Genomic DNA, 14,989 nt, shown 5'->3' with positions numbered 1-14,989 from the left:
GGTGGGGTCGAGGCTCAGGAGAAGGCCCGGCTCCGACGTCCGGCCGTGTGCCGCGTTGGCACCGCTCAGGAACCTCGCGTGCCCGAGCCGTGCCGGGGGTCGTCGCCGAGCCGGGTGACCTCGCGGCCCAGGTCGATCCGGTCCGCCGGGACGGGCTCCATCGTGGCCTGGACCCGGCGCTGTGCGTCGGGCCGTTCCTTGAGCTCACGGGTGATCCTGCGCGTGGGCAGGACGCGGGTGCGGGCGATCCGGTCGTGCCAGGCCCGACCGCGCTTCTGCGGGTCGAACAGGCCGGAGAGCGCCAGGACGATCCCGCCGACGACGACCAGGTGGGCGCCGGCCAGGACCCCCGAGCGTGCCGACTCCCGGGCCAGGCCCGGCGCAAGGTGGTTGCCCCGGCGGGCCACCCGCAGCCCGAGGACCAGGCCACCGGGGGTCATCCCCGTGCGCGCGCGCAGCAGGACGAACAGGGCGGCAAGCTCGACGACGGTCAGCACCGTGAGGACGATCGAGCCGGTGAGGAACCAGACCCCGACGGCGGGGCCCACCACGACCACCAGGGTCACCAGGTAGGCGGCCAGCTGCAGGAGCACCCCGGTGCGGGGGCGACCGTCGGGGAACCGGTCCGGCGTCGAGGGCGCCTCGGCGGTGAGGTGCGCCCGGCCGCGCTGGCCGGCGCCGACCTCGCGGGGCTGGTCCGGGCGCGGGCCACGGTCGCTCGCCCCGGCGTAGGCGTGCCCCCCGGTGGCGGGGCCGGACGGGACCGGCCCCCCGGAGGGTCGGGAGCCCGCGGGGCGCCCGCCCGGCGCGGGTCGGCCACCGAGCGGCGCGGAACCTGCCGGGCGTGAACCGCCCGAGCGCGCGGGCGCTCCCGAGGCGCCTGAGCGCGCAGACGGTGCGGAGCGGGCGGACGGTGCCGAACGGTCCGCGCGCGTGGAGCGGTCGGGCGGAGTGGGCCGTTCCGCGGGCGCCGAGCGGTCGGCGGACGTCGGCCGGCCCGGCGCTGCGGGCGGGGTGGCTGTCGGCGCGCCGGTGCCGGCGCCCTCACCGACGGTGGCGCTCCAGTCCGTCGTACCGGTCTCCGGCGCGGAGGCGACCGACGCGGTCCCGGCCGCAGCGTCGGTCGGGCTGCCGGACGACGGCGACGGCGAGGGCGCGGGGCCTGCCGTGGTGCTGGCCGGCGGGCCGGTCGTCGGCGCGGTCTGCGTCCCGGCAGCGGGGCCGCCCCGCATCCGGTCCCCCGGCGTCCGATCCTCGGGCGTCCGGCCTGCCGACGTCGGGGCAGCGGGCGGGCTCGTGCGCCGGTCCGGCGTCGGCAGTGCGGCGCGCGCGCCGTTGGAGGTCCCGGCCGCTCCGCCGGGGGCGGGTCGGCCGTCCTCGGCCGTCGGGGCCACCGAACGGCCACGGCGCGAGATCCGCAGGGTCTGTCGGTCGCGGTTGGGGTCGGCTCCGCCGGTCGAGGATCCGCCGGTCGAGGATCCGCCGTCGGCCTCGGCCCCTGGCCCGGCGCTCCCGCCCTGCGGGGCGCCCGGGGCGGCGGTCCGTCCGGCGCCGGGGAGTCCGGTGCGCACGCCGTCGCGTCCCGGCGTCGCCGCCGGCTCCGAGCCGGTCGTCGCCGCACCCGGTCCGCCCAGTGGCGAGCCGCTCCGCGGGGCCCGTCCGGGCCTGGCCCCGCCGACCACCGGACCGGTGGCACCGCTCGTCGATGCCGGGGGCCGGCCCGCCGGACGGGAACCGCCCCCGGCCGGGCGCGAACCGCCCGCGGGTCGGGACCCCCCGGCGGAGCGTGAGCCGGCCGCCGGCCGCGAACCGCCCTCGGCCGGTCGGGATCCACCGGCTGGCCGCGAGCCGCCCTCAGGACGGGAACCACCCGCGGGACCGCCACCAGCCGCAGGACGCGACCCGCCCTCGGCCGGGCGGGAACCACCCGCGGGGCGCGAGCCACCGGGGGCACGACGCGTTCCCCCTCGCGGGTCGCCCGCGCCCGGCGCCGCGTCACCCGTTGCGGGGCCGGTCCGACCGGCCCCGGGCGACTGCCCGGCGACGCGGCCCTGCCCCTGCGAGGCAGCGCGGTCCTGCCCCGGCCCGGGCGCCTGCCCGGCGACGCGGCCCTGCCCCTGCCCCTGAGCGGGGTCGACGGGCGGGGACACGCGCCGGTCACGGCGCCGTCGCGGCTGCTCCTCGGTCACAGACCCACCTGCCTCACCCAGTGGATGGCGCCCGCGGCCACGACACCGGCCGGCAGGGCGAAGTACACGGCGAAGCCCTGGACGATGTCGCCCATCCGCGCCAGGGCGACGTTGCTCAGACCGCGCGCGACCGCGATCGCCAGCCCCGCCACGACCAGCGCGGCGGCCACGCTCAGCGCACCCACGGTCAGCGCCTCGGCCCGGCCACCGACGACGGCGGCCCAGGCCAGCTGGCCGATGACGACGAAGGCCGCCAGCCGCGGCACCACGCGCACGCTGCGCGCCCGCGCCCCCCGCGGGACCAGCAGCAGCGAGACGACGAGCAGCACGACCGTCACGAGCGCCGCCCAGCCCCGGATGCCGCCCTGGGGCACGACCGCGAGCACGCTCGGCGCGAGCATCGCGGACAGGAGGGACATGAGCACGACGACGAGGTCCTGACGGTGCCGGGCCGTGGTCACGACGCGGCGCACGCGGGGCGCGGTGATCTCCGCCGGCGCCTTCGGGGCGGCCTGCCGTACACCGGCCGCGTCGCGGGAGACGTGCTCGAGGTCGACCAGCTGGTCGTCGGGGACGTCGATCGCGAGGGTCGGCATGGCCAGCAGCAGCGGCGGCACGGCCCCCAGGACGAGCGCGCCCACCACCGACATGCCCGTGTCCACCTGCAGCGTGGCCAGCGCGGCGAGGGCACCGCCGAGCCACACGGTGGCCACGAGCGCGGCCGAGGACGCGGACCGGTCCCGCCGGCGCTCGGCGACGCCGGCGCGCAGCGCCACCGCCGCACCCGCCACCGCGGGCGCCACGACCAGCGCGAGCCTGAGCTGCGCCGGACCGTCGGAGGGCACGACGAGCACGCCGGCGCACAGCGCCACCAGCGACAGGGCCGCCAGGTCGAGCAGGACGGTGCGCTCGCGCGCGCGCCGCAGCACGAGCGCCAGCGCGGCCACCGCGAGCAGGGCGACGACGGCGCCCCGCCACCAGACGGGCAGCGGGTCGGCCATCCCCCACCAGGCCGAACCGGCCAGCAGCAGGATCCCGCCCAGGAGCAGGACGCTCGCCGCCGCGGCGATGGCGAACGAGTCGGCCCCCGTCGGCAGGGAGCGGGCCCGGCCCATCTCGTCGGTCTCCACCGTGGCACCGGCGGACCCGCGGATGACGGACAGCACGATGCCGTCGGGGACGTCCACGCCGACCACGTCGTCTGGCGAGACCCGCCAGCCCGAGGAGTCGGTGACGAGAACCGAGCGGGAGCGCGCGTCCACCCGCAGGCGACGCAGGACGTCGGCGACCGTGGCGCCGTCGGGGATCGCGACGTCGCGGACGACGGGACCGAGGACGACGGTGGCGTGCACGCGCGGCTCCGCCGTCGTGGTCATCGGCTCCCCTCCCGGTCCGAGCGGTTCGTGGCCCGCGGCAGGGCCACCCCGTGGGGGCGACGCGGCACGCCGCCCCAGACCATATATTAGGGGCGGCTCCGGGCCTCCGGCCCGGGCGCGGACGGGGACCGGCCACCACGGCCGTCCCCGGACGCGCCGAGCCCCGGGGGACGGTGCGACCTCGCCCGGAGATCGACGTGGAGGAAGTCCGTGGTCCGTCCGTCCACCAAGGCCCCGCCGCCCCCGCCGCAGAGCGAGGAGACGCTGCAGGTCCCGCCCGAGCTGCCCGAGCCCGAGGGCATGCAGAACATCTTGATGATGGTCCTGCCCATGGTCGGCTCGATGGGCATGATCGCGGTGATGATGTTCGGCGGCGGCTCGGGCAACCGCCGGATGGTGCTCATGGGCGGCGCCTTCATGACGGCGATGGTGCTCATGGTCGCCATGAACATCTACCGCCAGCGCCGCCAGCACAAGAAGGCGGTGATGGACTCGAGGCGGGAGTACCTCGCCTACCTCACGGACCTGCGCAAGAAGGTGCGCACCGCGGCGAAGATGCAGCTGGACTATTCCGCCTGGCGGATGCCCGACCCGGGGTCGCTGGCCGCGATCGGCGAGGAGGGCTCCCGCGCCTGGGAACGCAGCTCGGAGGACGAGGACTTCCTGCTCACCCGCATCGGGTCGGCCACCCAGCCGCTCTCCCTGGCGCTCAAGGCGCCGGAGATCCCCACCCTGGCCCAGCTCGACCCCGTCACCGCCTCGGCGGCCCACCGCTTCCTCGTCTCGCACCGCGAGGTCAGCGGCCTGCCGCTGGGCATGGACCTGCAGGCCTTCGCCCGCATCGAGGTCGCCGGCTCCGAGGAGGCCGCCCGGTCGCTCGCCCGCGGCGTCATCACCCACCTGGCCACCTTCGCCTCCCCCGAGGACCTGAAGATCGCGGTCATCGCCTCCGAGGAGGCCCTGCCCGAGTGGGAGTGGATCAAGTGGCTCCCCCACGCCCTGTCCCCCCGGGTCAACGACGCCGTCGGCCCGGCGCGGATGCTCACCACCTCGCTGGCCCACCTCGCCGACCTGCTGCCGGCGGGGATCGCCGAGCGGCCCCGGTTCGGCCGCGTGGGCGGGGACCCCGAGCTGCCGCACGTGCTGGTCGTCGTCGACGGCGGCGAGGTCCCCTCCGTCAACCCCGTGCTCACCCCCGACGGCGTCATGGGCGTCACCGTCCTCGACCTGCCCGCCACGTGGGAGGCGCTGGTCTCCACGAGCACGCTGCGGCTGCTGCTGCACGACGTCGTCGAGGAGGGGCCGCTCCAGGGCGAGACCCCCGTGGAGATCCTCCAGGTCGGTGCGGAGCCGCAGGTCGGCATCGCCGACCAGCTCAGCCTCGCCGAGGCCGAGGCGGCCGCGCGGCGCCTGACCGCCCGCCTCGCCTCGATCCGCTCCGGGCAGGTCACCGCCGACGGCGACGACGCCGGCGACGCACCGGCGGAGGTCTCCGCCGAGCTGACCGACCTGCTCGGCATCGGCGACGTGCGCGACTTCGACGTCAGCCAGGCCTGGCGCCCGCGCCTGCCCCGCGACCGCCTCCGCGTGCCGATCGGCCTGACCCCCGAGGGTCGCGTGGTCCAGCTCGACATCAAGGAGTCCGCCCAGCAGGGCATGGGCCCCCACGGCCTCATCATCGGCGCGACCGGTTCGGGCAAGTCCGAGGTGCTCCGCACCCTGGTGCTCGCGCTGACGATGACGCACAGCTCCGAGGCGCTCAACCTCGTCCTCGTCGACTTCAAGGGTGGCGCGACCTTCGCCGGTATGGCCGGCATGCCGCACGTCTCGGCGATCATCACCAACCTCGGCGAGGAGCTCACCCTCGTCGACCGCATGGAGGACGCGCTGCGCGGGGAGATGGTCCGCCGCCAGGAGCTGCTCCGCGCGGCCGGCAACTTCGCCAACGTCACCGACTACGAGAAGGCGCGCACGAACGGGCGCACCGACCTCGAGCCGCTGCCGGCGCTGATGATCATCTGTGACGAGTTCTCCGAGCTGCTCTCCGCCAAGCCGGAGTTCGCCGAGCTGTTCGTCGCCATCGGCCGGCTGGGCCGGTCGCTGTCGATGCACCTGCTGCTGTCCTCCCAGCGCCTGGAGGAGGGGCGGCTGCGCGGCCTGGAGTCGCACCTGTCCTACCGCATCGGTCTGCGCACCTTCTCCGCCCAGGAGTCGCGCACCGTGCTCGGCGTGACCGACGCCTACGACCTGCCGCCGATGCCCGGCGTCGGCTACCTCAAGCCCGACACGACGACGATGATCCGCTTCCGGGCGGCCTACGTCTCCGGCCCGCCGCCCGTGCGGCGCCGCCGGAAGCGGTCCGAGGGCGGGATCGGGGCCGGCCCGGAGACCGAGACGATCGACGTCGAGATCTCCCCCTACACCGCCGCGCCGGTCCTGGGCGAGAGCCCCGAGGACCTCGCACGCCGGCTCGAGGCCGCCGACGACGCCACCCGCGCCGTCGAGGAGCGCAAGGCCGCCGAGGAGGAGAAGAAGGCCGAGGAGGAGCGCAAGAACCAGCCCTCCACCTTCGACCTGGGCGTGAGCCGGATGGAGGGCCAGGGCCCGCCGGCGCACGTCGTGTGGCTGCCGCCGCTGGACGTGCCGCAGACCTACGACGAGCTCATGCCGGACCTCACCGTCACCCCCGAGCTGGGTCTGCACTCCCCGCGGTGGCGCAACGCCGGCGACCTCGTGCTGCCGATGGGCGTGGTCGACAAGCCGCTCGAGCAGCGCCGCGAGGACCTGGTGTTCAACCTGTCCGGGGCCGGCGGCCACATGGCCATCGTCGGCGGCCCGCGCACCGGCAAGTCGACGGCGGCCCGCGCCGTCGTCACCGCCCTCGCCCTCACGCGCACCCCGCAGGAGGTGCAGATCTACGTCCTCGACTTCGGTGGCGGCACCTTCGCCTCGATGACCGACCTCGCGCACGTCGCGGGCGTGGCCACGCGTTCCGAGCCGGACGTCGTGCGCCGGATCGTGGCCGAGATGCGCCAGCTGGTCGACGAGCGCGAGACGTTCTTCCGGGCGAACAAGATCGACTCCATCGAGACCTACCGCACCCGCCGCGCGCAGGGCCGGGTCGACGACGGCTACGGGGACATCTTCCTCGTCGTCGACGGGTGGCCCACCATCAAGGCCGACTTCGACGACCTCGAGATCCCGCTGCAGCAGCTCGCCGGCCGGGGCCTGACCTTCGGCATGCACCTGGTGGGCACGGCGAACCGGTGGATGGACTTCCGGATGCAGCTCAAGGACATGATCGGCTCGCGCCTCGAGCTGCGCCTCGGCGACGCGCTCGACTCCGACGTCGACCGCAAGCTGGCCAAGAACATCCCCGAGGGGCGCCCCGGCCGCGGCCTGGCCAAGTCGAAGCACCACATCCTCACCGCCCTGCCCCGCATCGACGGCGACGGCGACGCCGGGACCCTCGGCGCCGGCGTCGACGACCTCGTCGAACGCGTCAACTCCTCCTGGACCGGCCCGGCCGGGCCGAAGCTGCGGCTGCTGCCCGAGCAGATCACCCTGGACGAGATCCGCGCCCAGGCCACCGAGGAGGAGCTCGCCGGCGGCGTCCTGCTCGGCGTCGACGAGGCGCGGCTCGGGCCCGTGGTCCTGGACACCGACGCCGACCCGCTGATGTTCCTGCTCGGGGACACCAAGTCGGGCAAGTCGACCTTCCTGCGGGCCTTCGCCTCGGAGGTCGCGCGCCGCCACGGCCCCAAGGAGGCGCAGATCATCGCGGTCGACCTCCGCCGCGCCCTGCTCGGCGAGCTCCCGGAGAGCCACCTGGGCCTCTACCTGTCCACCCACGACATGGCCACCACCGAGCTCAAGGGGCTGGCCGGCTTCCTCAAGGGGCGCCTGCCCGGGCCCGACGTCACGCCCGACCAGCTGCGCACCCGCTCGTGGTGGACGGGCGCGGACGTCTACATCCTCGTCGACGACTACGACCTGGTGAACACCTCCGCGGGCAACCCGATCGCCGCCCTGCAGCCGCTCATGGCGCAGGCCAAGGACATCGGCCTGCACGTGGTCATCACCCGCCGGATCGGTGGCGCCTCGCGGGCGATGTTCGAGCCGGTCATGCAGACGATGACCGACCTTGCCGCGCCCGCCTTCCTGCTGTCGGGCAATCCCGACGACGGTCCGGTCATCGGGCGGATCCGCGCCAAGAAGTCCGGGCCGGGCCGCGCGCAGATGATCACCCGCGACCGCGGCAACGAGGTCGGCCAGCTCGCCTGGCTGCCCAAGGTCCACCCCTGACCAGGCGCGCCCCGCGCACGCGGCGTCGCCCGGCGGTCCACCCGCCCGGGCGGCGCCGCTGTCGTACCCCTACGCTGGTGGTCCCCTCCGGATCGGCACGCACCAGACAAGGTTCGACGACGAACGGGAGCACGTCATGGCTGGACCGACCTCACCCGCGTACGACCGCACGGCCCTGACCACGGGCATCGTGCACTTCGGCATCGGCAACTTCCACCGCTCGCACCAGGCGATGTACGTCGACCGCCTGCTCGAGGCGGGCGCCACGGACTGGGCGATCTGCGGCGTCGGCCTGTTCCCGGGCGACAAGGCGATGCGCGACGACCTCGCCGCCCAGGACTTCACCTACACCCTCGTGCTGCGCGACTCGCGCGAGCCCCTTCAGTCGCGCACGATCGGCTCGATCGTCGACTACCTGCACGCGCCCGACGACCCGGACGCCGTCGTCGAGCGGCTCGCCGACCCGGCGACCCGCCTGGTCACGCTGACGATCACCGAGGGCGGCTACGCCGAGCATCCCGACCCCTCGGGCACCCCGACGGTGTTCGACTACATCGTCGACGCGATCGCGCTGCGGCGTGAGCGCGGCACCGAGCCGTTCACGGTGGTCAGCTGCGACAACATCGAGGCCAACGGCCAGATCGCGCGGCGCAGCGTGCTCGGGCACGCGAAGGGACGCGGCGGCGACCTCGCGGCGTGGATCGAGGAGCACGTCGCCTTCCCCGCCAGCATGGTCGACCGCATCACCCCGGTGACCACCGACGAGGACCGGGCGATGGTCGAGCGCGAGCTGGGGATCACCGACCGGCGGCCGGTGGTCGGCGAGCCCTTCGTCCAGTGGGTCCTCGAGGACCACTTCCCCGGCGGGCGCCCGGACCTGGACACGGTCGGCGTCCAGCTCGTCGAGGACGTGGTGCCCTACGAGCGGATGAAGCTGCGCATCCTCAACGCCACCCACCAGCTGCTGGGGTACACCGGGCTGCTGGCGGGGCACGAGTACGTGCACGAGGCCGCGACCGACCCGGTGCTCTCGCGCCTGGCGGCGGCCTACATCGCCGGCGAGGCGCGGCCCACCGTCGGCGACGTCGAGGGCATCGACCTGGCCGAGTACCAGGACACGATCCTCACCCGCTTCGGCAACGAGGCCATCGCCGACACCCTCGTGCGGATCGCCACCGACGGTGCCGACCGGGTCAACGCCTTCGTCGTGCCGGTGGTCAAGGACCTCCTCGAGCGCGACCTGCCGGTGCGGGCGACGGCCTTCACGCTGGCCGCCCTCGCGCACGTCTCGGCGAGGAGCGACCTCACCGGGACGATCGAGGACCGCCAGCGCGACAAGCTGGACGAGGCCGTGGCCCGCCTGGGCTCGGAGACCGGTTCCTTCCTCGACGACGAGTCGATCTTCGGCTCGATCGGGGCCGACGAGCGCTTCCGAGCGGCCTTCGTCTCCGCCCACGAGGCGATCGCCGCCGACGGCGTGCTCGCGGCCGCCGAGGCACTGCTGGCGAAGGACGAGGCGTGAGCGCGGACGGGGCCGGGGCCACGTCCGCCGGTGGCGGGGCCCCGGCGGGTGGCGCGGGCGTTGCGGGTGGCACGGGGGCGGCTGCCGGCGGTGGGCAGGTCCTCGTCGTCGGTGAGGCCCTCGTCGACGTCTTCCCCGACGAGCCCGGCGGCCCGGCGCGGGCCAGCGGCCGCGTCCCCGGGGGCAGCCCGGCGAACATGGCGGTCGGGCTCGCGCGGCTCGGCGTCGACGTCGGCCTGCTCACCCACATCGGCGACGACGCCGACGGCCGGCTCGTCCGCGAGCACCTCGAGTCCTCCGGGGTGAGGGTGCTGGCGGGGTCGGTCGTCGAGGGGCGCACCTCGACGGCGGTGGCCACCGTCGACTCGAGCGGCGTGCCGGCCTACGAGTTCGACGTCGCCTGGGAGCTGCCGGAGGTGGAGTCGGTCGAGATCCCGGCCGCCGTGCACGTCGGGTCGTACTCGGCGTTCGTCGAGCCCGGCGCGACCCGGGTGGGGCAGATCGTCGAGCGCGCGCGGGCGGCGGGCGCGCTGGTCTCCTTCGACCCCAACGTCCGCGCCGCGCTGCTGCCGCCGAAGGAGGAGGTCCGGCGCCGCTTCGACGAGCTCGCCGCGAGTGCCGGCGTCGTCAAGATCTCCGACGAGGACGCCGAGTGGCTGCTGCCCGGCCTCACGCCCGAGGAGGTGGCCGAGCACGTGCTGGGCCTGGGCACCCCGCTCGTCGTCGTCACCCTCGGGGCCGAGGGCGCGATCCTCGCCGAGCAGGATCGGGTGGTGCGCGTGCCGCGCGCCCAGGTGGACGTGGTCGACACCGTCGGCGCCGGGGACAGCTACATGGCGGCGCTCATCGACTCGCTGCTGCGGGTGCGGGCCGGGGCCGGTGGCGAGGCGCTCGAACTGGAGGCGATCGGCCGGCGCAGCGCCGCGGCCTCGGGCGTGACGGTGAGCCGGCGCGGCGCGGACCTGCCCGACGCGGCGGAGCTGGACGAAGCGCTGGGTGAGGACGTGGCCTGAGCCGGGCGAGGACGCTGCTGACACACCTACTGCCAACTACTGTAAAAATGTTACAGTAGATTGATGCAGCCGGGCGAGGTCGACCGTGTACTCTCCCTGCCTCCGCACGAGGCCGTCGAGCGATTGACCGGGGTGCGTGAGACCCAATGGTTCGAGCGCAAGTCCGGCCGGATCAGCGCACGTGATCTCGCCGTGCCGCTCGTCGCCATGGCGAACGCGGAGGGTGGCTACGTGGTGGTCGGGATCCACGACGGGGTCGTCGACGGCATCTCTGACAAGCGGCTGAACGACCTCCGCCAGGCGAGCCACGACTTCACGTCTCCGGTCGTCCGATCCAGCACATCAGAGCTACGAAGCGACGATGGTCGAGCGGTGCTTGTCATCCGCGTCCACCCCGGGGAGCACGTCCACGAGACCCCCAAGGGCGAGGTGTTCCTGCGCGTCGGGGACGAGTCCCGCAAGCTGGGCTACGCCCAGCGCCGCGAGCTCGAGTACGACCGCGGTGGTGCGCCCTTCGACGGGACCGCCGTCGACGCAGGTCTCGAGGATCTCGACGTCGACCAGGTTGCCGCCTACCAGACAGCCATCGGATCTCGGACGCCGGAGGGCATGCTCGCCGCCCGCGACCTGCTCACGAGGGACGGCCAGCTCACCGTCGCCGGCTGGCTGCTGTTCGCCGAACGGCCCCAGTCGCTGCACCCCAGCGCGGTCGTCCGCGTCCTGCAGTACGCCGACAACGATCGCGGGACAGGCGCGAGCATGTCTCTCTACGAGGGGCGAGACATCCGCTGCGAGGGGTCGATCCCCGAACAGATCGAGGCTGCCGCGGCCGTCATCGACCAGTGGGTGCCCAAGGTGCAGGCACTCGGCCCCAGCGGCCGCTTCGAACCACGCCCCATCATCCCGCGCGACGTGTGGCTCGAGGGCCTGGTCAACGCCGTCCTCCACCGGTCCTACTCCATCGCCGGCGACCACGTCAGGGTCGAGATCTTCCCCAACCGCATCGAGATCGAGAATCCTGGACGGTTCCCCGGTCTCGCCGACCCGAGCAATCCGCTCGCGATCAGTCGCTACGCACGCAACCCGCGCATCGTCCGGGTGTGCTCCGACCTCGGCATCGCCCGCGAGCTCGGTGAGGGCATCAAGCGCATCTTCGGCGAGATGCGCGCACTCGGCCTCACGGATCCGATGTACTCACAGGGCAGCGGTTCCGTGCGGCTCACCCTCTCCACGGCGGACGCACTCGATGCGGATGTGCGAGCGAGCCTGACGAAGTCCGCCCGCCGCATCCTCGACGTCCTTCGGCTTGAAGGTCGGCCACTGAGCACCGGGCAGGTGGCCGATCTTGCGAACATCACGCGCCCCACGGCGTCACGTCACCTTCAGGTCCTGAGGGACCTCGAGCTGATCGCGTGGGACGGCCGGAGCCCAAGGGATCCGCGCGCCTCGTGGTCGCTTCGCTGATCTACTGCAACATCTACTGGAAAATCACCTTTGCAGTAGATGTTGCAGTCGCCTCGCAACCTCTCCACAACCCGTCGGAGCGTCACACGAGGGCAGCGAGCTCGGCCGGAGTCGTGACCGGGCGGTCGCAGACGAAGCCGCGGCACACGTACGCCGCTGGCTCGCCGCCGACGAGCGGGCGGTGGGCGAGCAGTGGGACGCCGGCCGCGTCGGGCTCGCCGACAGCGAGAACCAGGCCCGGGGCCGCCGACGCGCGCACCACGGCCTCGAGCGCGTCGCGCTGCGCGCGCCCCTCCCCCGCCTCCGGGCCGACGACGGCGACCTCCAGCGGGCCGGCCACCTGCGCCTCAGCGACGGCGAGGATCCACCCGGCGAAGCGGGGCGCCTCGCGCACGAGCGCCCCGGCGGAGGCGACCGCGGCCTCGGCCGCCTCGCGGTGCCGGGGTGAGGCGGTGAGCGCCGCGTAGGTGGTCAGGGCGCCGGCGAGCGCGGCGTTGCCCGAGGGCTCGGCGTTGTCGGTGACGTCCAGGGGTCGGGCGACGAGCCGCTCGGCGTCGGCGGCAACGTCGAAGAACCCGCCCTCCGGGGCGGCGAACCGGTCGAGCGCGGACTCGAGGAGCTCGCCGGCGGCGGTGAGCCAGCGCGGCTCGCCGGTGGCCTGGTGGAGGGCGAGGAGTCCCTCGGCGAGGTCGCCGTGGTCGGCGGCCACGGCCTCCGCCTCCCCGACGACGCCGTCGCGGGAGACGCGCCGCAGTCGTCCGTCGACGACGTGCACCCGTAGGACGAGGTCGGCACAGGTGCGTGCGGCGTCGAGGTAGCTCGGCTCGGCGAGCTGGGTCCCGGCCTCGGCGAGGGCGGCGATCGCCAGGCCGTTCCAGGCGGTGACGACCTTGTCGTCGCGGGCGGGCTGGGGGCGCTGCGCGCGGGCCGCCAGAAGCCGGGCCCGCACGTCGGCCCACCATGTGGGGTTATCCGGGTCGGCGCGCAGCTGGAGGACCGAGGCGCCGCGCTCGAACGTGCCCTGCGCCGTGACGCCGAGCAGGTCGGCGGCCCGGGCGCCGTCGCCCTCGCCGAGCACGTCCGCCAGCTGGGCGGGCGTCCACACGTAGGTCAGCCCCTCGACGCCGTCGGTGTCAGCATCCAGGGCGGAGGCGAAGCCGCCCTCGGGGGTGGCCAGGTCGGCGATGAGGAAGTCGGCGGTCTCCCGGGCCACGCGCTCGGCGAGGGCGGCCTGGGGCCCGTCGGGCGCGGCGCGCAGCAGGTGGAGGTAGACGCGCAGGAGCTGGGCGTTGTCGTAGAGCATCTTCTCGAAGTGCGGCACCACCCAGGCGGCGTCGACGGCGTAGCGGGCGAAGCCGCCGGCGAGCTGGTCGTAGATGCCGCCGCGGGCCATGGCCTCGGCGGTGGCCTCGACGATGCGCAGCGCCTCGGGGTGGCCGGTGCGGGCGTGGTGGCGCAGGAGGTGCTCGAGGACCATCGACGGCGGGAACTTCGGCGCTGACCCGAAACCACCGTGGGTGGCGTCGACCTCCCCGGCGAGCGTCGTCACCGCGTCGGCGAGGACCTGCTCGTCGACGCGGTGCGCCGGGGCCGGGCCGCCCGCCCGGGCCACGGCGTCGGTGATCGCGGCCGAGGAGGTGAGGATCTCGTCGCGGCGCTCGCGCCACGCCTTCCCGGCGGAGTCCAGGAGGGCGAGGAACCGCTCGCGCGGGAAGTAGGTGCCGCAGAAGAACGGTTCGCCGTCGGGGGTGAGCAGGCAGGTCATGGGCCAGCCGCCCTGGCCGGTCATGAGGACGGTGGCGCTCATGTAGACGGCGTCGACGTCGGGGCGCTCCTCGCGGTCGACCTTGACGGCGACGTAGCCGGCGTTGAGGGCCTCGGCGACGGCCGGGTCCTCGAAGGACTCGTGGGCCATGACGTGGCACCAGTGGCAGGCGGCGTAGCCGACCGAGAGCAGGACGGGGACGTCCCGGCGGCGCGCCTCCGCGAAGGCCTCCTCGCCCCACGGGTACCAGTCGACCGGGTTCTCGGCGTGCTGGAGCAGGTAGGGGCTGGTCGCGTCGGCGAGACGGTTGGTCATGGCGATCGCTCCAAGCAAGGGCGGGCGGGGCTGTCGTCCCTCCATGGTGCACGAGCGGGGAGGGAGCGGGCAGGGCTGGCGGCTGACGTCTCAGCGGTGCCCGCGAGCAGCGACCGCCGCACTCGTCGTCCCCCGTACCCGCCCCTACCGCGAGGCAACACGGCGGCTCCTCCATCCATATCGATGGCGATAAGTCCGCGATATCCTGGGACCATGGATATTCGTGCGGAACGGCAGGCGGCCGGGATGAGCCAGTCGCAGCTCGCCCGCGCCGCGCACGTCCCGCAGCCGAACATCTCCGCCTACGAGAACGGTCGGCGTTCCCCGAACCCCGAGGTGCTGGGCAGGATCCGCGACGCGCTCCGTGCGCGCCCGTCCGAACGCCTCACGCAGCACCGCGCGGCCGTACGCGCCACCGTCGCCGCCCACCACGCCAGTGCCCCGCGAGTCTTCGGCTCTGTGGCACGCGGCGAGGACAGCGCGGAGTCCGACATCGACCTTCTCGTGGACTTCGACGACGAGGCCAGCCTGCTCGACGAGATCGGCCTCCGTCAGGCCCTGCACGACCTCCTCGGCGTCGACGTCGACGTCGTCGCATCCGACACCCTGCGAGGAGAGTTCCGCGAGCGGGTCCTGCGCGAGGCGGTCGTCGTATGACCACCGAGTCAGGCAAGGCGCGCGACGCCGTCACACGCGTGATCGCCGTCTGCGACACCCTGGCCGATCTGACTCGTACCGGCTACGTCGACTTCGAGCACGACGTCCGCAGCCAGTGGGCCATCGAGATGGGGCTCATCCGGATCGGCGAGGGCATCAACCACATCCCAGCAGCGATCCTCGAGAGGTTCGACGCCCAGCCGTGGCGACAGATCGTCGGGATGCGCAACTTCGCCGCGCACCAGTACGACGACCTCGACCCACGCCGTGTGTGGCGCACCGTCACCCGTGACGTCCCCGCACTGCGCACCTACCTGGCCGACGTCGTGCTGCCGGGGCTCGGGTAGAGCCGCCGCCGAGCCCGTCCGCCACACGCTCCCGCC

Annotated in this window: 9 protein-coding genes; 6 read left to right on the top strand and 3 right to left on the bottom strand. The window is 74.4% G+C overall.

Features of this window, described 5'->3' with window-relative positions:
• Positions 1-65 precede the first annotated feature (65 nt).
• Positions 66-1,571 (bottom strand): RDD family protein, encoded by a 1,506-nt coding sequence (locus tag AC3D3D_RS12115; RefSeq protein WP_488512068.1) that lies wholly within the window; start codon positions 1,569-1,571, stop codon positions 66-68.
• Positions 1,572-2,185: 614 nt separating this feature from the next.
• Entirely contained in the window at positions 2,186-3,565 is a 1,380-nt protein-coding gene (locus AC3D3D_RS12110; protein WP_463661734.1) for a hypothetical protein, read from the bottom strand.
• A gap of 210 nt (positions 3,566-3,775) precedes the next feature.
• Here AC3D3D_RS12110 and eccCa point away from each other — a divergent pair, with 210 nt between their 5' ends.
• The 4 genes from eccCa to AC3D3D_RS12090 all read left to right on the top strand — a co-directional run bounded on the left by eccCa (position 3,776) and on the right by AC3D3D_RS12090 (position 11,869).
• Positions 3,776-7,870 (top strand): type VII secretion protein EccCa, encoded by a 4,095-nt coding sequence (eccCa, locus tag AC3D3D_RS12105; protein WP_463661735.1) that lies wholly within the window; start codon positions 3,776-3,778, stop codon positions 7,868-7,870.
• 136 nt (positions 7,871-8,006) lie between these two features.
• Complete coding sequence (locus AC3D3D_RS12100; RefSeq protein ID WP_463661736.1) at positions 8,007-9,392, top strand: mannitol dehydrogenase family protein; 1,386 nt, start codon at positions 8,007-8,009, stop codon at positions 9,390-9,392.
• The gene (locus AC3D3D_RS12095; protein ID WP_463661737.1) at positions 9,389-10,405 is read left to right on the top strand and encodes a carbohydrate kinase family protein; all 1,017 of its coding nucleotides are present in this window, start codon (positions 9,389-9,391) and stop codon (positions 10,403-10,405) included. Before AC3D3D_RS12100 ends, AC3D3D_RS12095 begins: the two co-directional genes overlap by 4 nt.
• A gap of 63 nt (positions 10,406-10,468) precedes the next feature.
• Positions 10,469-11,869 (top strand): ATP-binding protein, encoded by a 1,401-nt coding sequence (locus AC3D3D_RS12090; RefSeq protein ID WP_463661738.1) that lies wholly within the window; start codon positions 10,469-10,471, stop codon positions 11,867-11,869.
• An 82-nt stretch (positions 11,870-11,951) separates the two neighbouring features.
• On the opposite strand, the gene AC3D3D_RS12085 is transcribed toward AC3D3D_RS12090, so the two are convergent.
• Positions 11,952-13,949: a thioredoxin domain-containing protein gene (locus AC3D3D_RS12085; RefSeq protein ID WP_463661739.1), complete on the bottom strand. Its 1,998-nt coding sequence runs from the start codon at positions 13,947-13,949 to the stop codon at positions 11,952-11,954.
• Between the two features lie 213 nt (positions 13,950-14,162).
• Here AC3D3D_RS12085 and AC3D3D_RS12080 point away from each other — a divergent pair, with 213 nt between their 5' ends.
• Both AC3D3D_RS12080 and AC3D3D_RS12075 read left to right on the top strand, forming a co-directional pair.
• On the top strand, positions 14,163-14,606 hold the full coding sequence (locus AC3D3D_RS12080; protein WP_463661740.1) for a helix-turn-helix domain-containing protein: 444 nt from the start codon (positions 14,163-14,165) through the stop codon (positions 14,604-14,606).
• Positions 14,603-14,953: a HepT-like ribonuclease domain-containing protein gene (locus tag AC3D3D_RS12075; RefSeq protein ID WP_463661741.1), complete on the top strand. Its 351-nt coding sequence runs from the start codon at positions 14,603-14,605 to the stop codon at positions 14,951-14,953. The genes AC3D3D_RS12080 and AC3D3D_RS12075 overlap by 4 nt, the downstream gene beginning before the upstream one ends.
• Positions 14,954-14,989: the final 36 nt, after the last annotated feature.

The organism is Georgenia sp. X1117 (assembly GCF_057784635.1).
Note: the sequence above shows the minus strand (reverse complement) of the source record. Positions and strands in the feature narration are given on the sequence as shown.

Bases quoted from the DNA above. Each gene is read 5' to 3' on its own strand.
- AC3D3D_RS12110 (WP_463661734.1), bottom strand. From the start codon at position 3,565: ATGACCACGACGGCGGAGCCGCGCGTGCACGCCACCGTCGTCCTCGGT.
- AC3D3D_RS12100 (WP_463661736.1), top strand. From the start codon at position 8,007: ATGGCTGGACCGACCTCACCCGCGTACGACCGCACGGCCCTGACCACG.
- AC3D3D_RS12090 (WP_463661738.1), top strand. From the start codon at position 10,469: ATGCAGCCGGGCGAGGTCGACCGTGTACTCTCCCTGCCTCCGCACGAG.
- AC3D3D_RS12085 (WP_463661739.1), bottom strand. From the start codon at position 13,949: ATGACCAACCGTCTCGCCGACGCGACCAGCCCCTACCTGCTCCAGCAC.
- AC3D3D_RS12080 (WP_463661740.1), top strand. From the start codon at position 14,163: ATGGATATTCGTGCGGAACGGCAGGCGGCCGGGATGAGCCAGTCGCAG.
- AC3D3D_RS12075 (WP_463661741.1), top strand. From the start codon at position 14,603: ATGACCACCGAGTCAGGCAAGGCGCGCGACGCCGTCACACGCGTGATC.